The following is a 4,701-nucleotide window of genomic DNA, read 5'->3' as shown; positions in this document are numbered from 1 at the left end:
ACCAGGCGCCGCTGGCCGCCGCCGGCGCGGTGGCGGTGGCCTTGCTGCTGGGGCTGAAACAGGCGCTGCACGGCGCCCTGCGCCGCCTCAGCGAGGGCGAAGTGCTCGGCGCGCTGAAGCTGCTGTTCATCTCCCTGGTGCTGCTGCCGGCGCTGCCGAACCAGGGCTACGGCCCCTGGCAGGCGTTCAACCCCTACGTGATCTGGTGGATGGTGGTACTGATCGCCGCCATCGGCTTCGCCGCCTACGTGGCGATCCGCCTGGTCGGCACCCGCCACGGCCTGCTGATCACCGCCCTGCTCGGCGGCATCGTCTCGTCCACGGCGATGACCCTCACCCTCGCCCGCCTGCACGGCGAACGCCGCCTGCAGGCGCTGCTGGCCTGCGGCCTGCTGGCCACCTCGGCGCTGATGTTCCCGCGGGTGCTGCTGGAGGTCGGGCTGATCAATCCGGCGCTGCTGGCGCAGCTGTTCTGGCCGCTGACCGCCGCCGCGCTGGTCTACAGCGGCGGCGCCCTGGCGTTCTACCGCCTGGCCGGACGCGAGTCGGACGAAAGCGGCGAGCCGCCGCTGAAGAACCCCTTCGAGTTGGGCCCGGCGCTGCGCTTCGCCGCCCTGCTGCTGCTGATCCTGTTTCTGGTCGAAGGCGCGCGGCGCTGGCTGGGCGATGCCGGGGTGTATCTGGTGGCGCTGGTCTCGGGCCTGGCCGACGTCGACGCCATCACCCTGTCGCTGGCGCGCAGCGCGCAGCTGGACCTCGACCAACAGGTGGCGGTACGCGGCATCTTCCTCGCCGCGCTGAGCAACAGCCTGGTCAAGGCCGGCCTGATCGCCCTGATCGGCGGCCGCCAGCTGGCGCTGCGCACGGCGCCGGTGATGCTCGGCGGCTTGCTGCTCGGCGCGGCGCTGCTGCTGTTCTGAACGCCGGACGCCGCTCAGGGGCGCTGCAAGAACCCCTGCAACAGGCGATGCACCCGCTCGCTCAGCTCGCGGTTGGCGGCCACCGGCAGGCCGCGCGCCAGCTCCGCTTCCACCACCTGCTCGACCAGCGGGCGCAGCTGCAGCAGCTGGGCGCTGAGCGGCTCCAGCTGGTCGGCATGCGGCAGCGAGGTCTGCAGCAGCGGGTTGACCAGGTGGCCGACGATCATCTGCACGATGCCGGTGGCGACCTGCTCGACATGGCCGCGAATCGACTCCAGCTCGTCCAGCAGCGCCGGCAGCGGGATGCCGGCGCGGTACAGCTCGATCCCGGCGGCCAGCAGCCGCGGGCTGGGCACCGCCAGGTGGTCGCCGGCGAACTGCAGCAGGCCGAGGGCCTGGACGCGGTCGATCACCGCGTCATCCAGATCCGCGCCGAAGATCGCCTGCAGCTCGGCGAACTCCAGGCGCCCGGGCTGCTCGGGCTCTCCCGGGCCGCGGATGGCCTGCTCCAGGCCCAGCACGTGGGCCAGGTCGCGGCCCTGGGCCCAGGCCTCGAACAGCTCGCGAATGCTGGCGATGCTGTAGCCGCGCTCGAGCAACTGGCCGATCAGTTGCAGCCGCGCCAGGTGCTCGCCGCTGTAGATGCCGACTCGCCCGCGCCGCTCGGGCGGCGGCAGCAGGCCGCGATCCTGATAGGCGCGCACGTTGCGCACGGTGGTCTGCGCGGCCTGGGCCAGCTCGTCGACCGTGTATTCGGCGACTGCCGCCGCGGCCATGGGGGCGGCGCTGCCGAGCAGGCGCTGGAAGAACAGGGAGGCTTGGGTCATGGCGCGATCATAGCCCCGCGCTTCGCCCGCCAACAACCGCGCCGGCGCCCCCAACCAAGGGCTGGACTTGCCCTGCCCGGCTCCCGCGGAAAAGTCGCGCCAGGCGCTATAACCCCTGATCTAGAGCGGCTGCAAGGCGCTCGGTAACGCCGTAACGCGGCCACCTGCCAGGCGCCGGATCGGCTAGGCAAGCGCGCAGCGGCGCTGAACAATGACGATGACATCGAGCAATGTAACCGTCACTTGCCGGAGCCTGCCATGCCCGCCTCTTCCATCCCCGCCGGATTCGCCCCATGAACGCGCCGCTGCCCCGTCACGAGCCGCCAGCGCAGCGCCTGGAGGTCCAGGGCGACGGCGTGCGCCTGCAAACCTATGCGTGGGGCCGGGCCGACGGCCCGACCCTGCTGCTGGTGCACGGCTACCCGGACAACCACGAGATCTGGCTGCCGCTGGTGCGCGAGCTGGCCGCCGAGTACCGCATCGTCGCCTACGACGTGCGTGGCCATGGCGCCTCGCAGGTGCCGCGGCGCCTGCGCGACTACCGCCTGGACCGGCTGGCGAACGACCTGGAAGCGGTGATCCGCGCCGTCAGCCCGCAGCGCCCGGTGCATCTGGTGGCCCACGACTGGGGCTCGATCCAGAGCTGGGAGGCGGTCACCGAGCCGCGCATCCAGCCGCTGCTGGCCTCCTACACCAGCATCTCCGGGCCCTGCCTGGACCACGTCGGCCACTGGCTGCGCGAGCGCCTCAGCCTGCGCCGCCCGCAGGCGCTGGTGCAGGCGCTCAGGCAGCTGCTCAGCTCCTGGTACATCGCCTTCTTCCACACCCCGTGGCTGCCGGAGCTGACTTGGCACCTGGGTCTGGATCGCGCCTGGCCCTGGCTGCTGCGCCGCCTCGAAGGGGTACGCGGCCTGCCGCCGAGCAGCAGCCAGCGCGGCGACGGCATGCGCGGGGTACAGCTGTACCGCGCCAACTTCATCCGCAGCCTGCTGCGCCCGCGCGCACGCAGCACCCGGGTGCCGGTGCAACTGATAGTGCCGCTGGGCGACCGCTTCGTCCGCCCGCAGCTGTTCGACGACCTGGCGCACTGGGCGCCGCTGCTGACCCGCCGCGAGGTGCGCGGCGGCCACTGGCAGCTGCTGGCCGAGCCGAGCGCGCTGGCCAGCTGGCTGCGCGAACATGTCGGCCGGCTGGAGACCGCTCAGGGCGTCTCGAGATAGGCCGCTGGCGGCCGACGCAGCGCGAAGAAGCAAGGCCGCAGCGCGCCCTGCGGCCGTAACCTATCGCCTCGCCGCCGGCTACTCGCCCAGCTCGTCCAGCGCCGGCAGGTCGGCGGCGCGCTCCAGCAGCTCGGCCGGCAGACTCTTGCTGGCGCGGGCGCCGAGCAGCTTGAGATTCTCCGCGCGACCGATCAGGTTGCCGCGCCCCTCCACCAGCTTGTTGCGCGCGCCGGCGTAGGCCTTGTCCAGCTGCTGCAGGCGGCTGCCCATCTCGTCCAGATCGGCGATAAAGGCGACGAACTTGTCGTACAGCTGGCCGGCGCGCTCGGCGATCTCGCGGGCGTTCTGGCCCTGGCGCTCCTGGCGCCAGAGGCTGTCGATGACGCGCAGGGTGGCCAGCAGGGTGGTCGGGCTGACGATCACCACCTGCTGCTCGAAGGCCTCCTGGAACAGATTCGGCTCGGCCTGCAGCGCCGCGGCGAAGGCCGCCTCGATGGGCACGAAGAGCAGGACGAAATCCAGGCTGTGCAGGCCTTCCAGGCGCTGATAGTCCTTGCCGGACAGGCCCTTGAGGTGGCTGCGCAGCGACACCAGGTGCTGCTTGAGCGCCTGCTGGCGGATCACCTCGTCGTCGGCGGCGACATATTGCTGATAGGCGCTGAGGCTGACCTTGGCGTCGACTATCACCTGCTTGTCGCCCGGCAGGCGAATCAGCACGTCGGGCTGGAAGCGCTCGCCACCGGCGCCCTTGAGGCTGACCTGGGTCTGGTATTCGCGGCCCTTCTCCAGGCCGGCATGCTCCAGCACCCGCTCCAGCACCAGCTCGCCCCAGTTGCCCTGGGTCTTCTGGCCCTTGAGCGCGCGGGTCAGGTTGGTCGCCTCGTCGCCCAGGCGCTGGTTGAGCTGCTGCAGGCGCTCCAGCTCCTTGCCCAGGGAAAAACGCTCGCGCGCCTCCTGCTGGTAGCTTTCGTCGACCCGTTTCTCGAACGCCTGGATGCGCTCCTTGAGCGGGTCGAGCAACTGGCCGAGGCGCTGTTGGCTGCTCTCGGCGAAACGCTGCTCGCGCTCGTCGAAGATCTTCGTCGCCAGCTCGGCGAACTGTGCGCGCAACTCGTCGCGCGCGCCCTGCAAGTCGTCCAGGCGCTGCTGCTGGTTGTCCCGCTGTTCCTGCAGCTCGGCGCTCAGCGCCGCGCACTCGGCGGTCAGCCGGCGCAGCTCGGCCTCGTTGCGCTCACGCTGCTGGTTCCAGCTCTGCGCCGCCTCGCGGGCGATCTGTCGCTCCTGCTGGAGCAATTCGTTCTCGCGGCGCAGGCCGGCCAGCTCGCTCTGCTGCTCGACCTTGATCTCGCTGACCTCGGCCAGCTCGGCGCGGCAGTCGTCGAGCTGAGCGGTCAGCCCGGCCTGGGTCAGCTGGGCATGCTCCAGACGTTCCTGCAGCAGCGCCTGCTCGCGCTCGGCGCGCGCCAGACGCCGCTGCCAGGCCCACAGCCCGGCCAGCAGAGGCAGCAGCGCAGCGGCGAACCCGAGCGCGAGGGATAACGGATCGAAAGACATAGACACTCCCAGTGGAACCGCCGGGCAGTATAACCAGCGGTGCAACCAGGGTCAGCGCGGCAGGCGTGCGAGCAGGCGCTTGGCCTCGTGGGAACCCTGGGCCGCGGCCTGCTCCAGCCAGTGACGGGCCTGCTGCGGCTCGCCGGCACCCGGCTGGCTGCACAGCCTCCCGAGCTCCAG

The 4,701-nt window shown here is 71.3% G+C and carries 4 protein-coding genes and 1 pseudogene; 2 read left to right on the top strand and 3 right to left on the bottom strand.

Annotation, left to right across the window (positions count from 1 at the left end):
* Positions 1-920, top strand: a 920-nt coding sequence (locus tag N878_RS13085; RefSeq protein WP_021444102.1) for an MgtC/SapB family protein, incomplete at its 5' end; no start/stop codon positions are given.
* 14 nt (positions 921-934) lie between these two features.
* On the opposite strand, the gene N878_RS13080 is transcribed toward N878_RS13085, so the two are convergent.
* The gene (locus tag N878_RS13080) at positions 935-1,696 is read right to left on the bottom strand and encodes a MerR family transcriptional regulator (RefSeq protein ID WP_256218089.1); all 762 of its coding nucleotides are present in this window, start codon (positions 1,694-1,696) and stop codon (positions 935-937) included.
* A 344-nt stretch (positions 1,697-2,040) separates the two neighbouring features.
* On the opposite strand from N878_RS13080, the gene N878_RS13075 reads away from it, so the two are divergent.
* Positions 2,041-2,967 carry an alpha/beta fold hydrolase gene (locus N878_RS13075; RefSeq protein ID WP_021444100.1) on the top strand — a complete coding sequence of 309 codons (927 nt, stop codon included), beginning with the start codon at positions 2,041-2,043 and terminating at the stop codon, positions 2,965-2,967.
* 78 nt (positions 2,968-3,045) lie between these two features.
* Here N878_RS13075 and rmuC read toward each other — a convergent pair whose 3' ends face one another.
* Positions 3,046-4,407, bottom strand: a complete 1,362-nt coding sequence (rmuC, locus tag N878_RS13070) for a DNA recombination protein RmuC (protein ID WP_177342898.1) — start codon at positions 4,405-4,407, stop codon at positions 3,046-3,048.
* A gap of 165 nt (positions 4,408-4,572) precedes the next feature.
* Positions 4,573-4,701 (bottom strand): annotated as a pseudogene (locus N878_RS29550) (sel1 repeat family protein); the annotation flags it as partial.

The organism is Pseudomonas sp. EGD-AK9 (assembly GCF_000465935.2).
Classification (GTDB): domain Bacteria; phylum Pseudomonadota; class Gammaproteobacteria; order Pseudomonadales; family Pseudomonadaceae; genus Aquipseudomonas.
Note: the sequence above shows the minus strand (reverse complement) of the source record. Positions and strands in the feature narration are given on the sequence as shown.

Coding starts and splice junctions, on each gene's coding strand:
- N878_RS13080 (WP_256218089.1), bottom strand. CDS start 1,696: ATGGCCGCGGCGGCAGTCGCCGAATACACGGTCGACGAGCTGGCCCAG.
- N878_RS13075 (WP_021444100.1), top strand. CDS start 2,041: ATGAACGCGCCGCTGCCCCGTCACGAGCCGCCAGCGCAGCGCCTGGAG.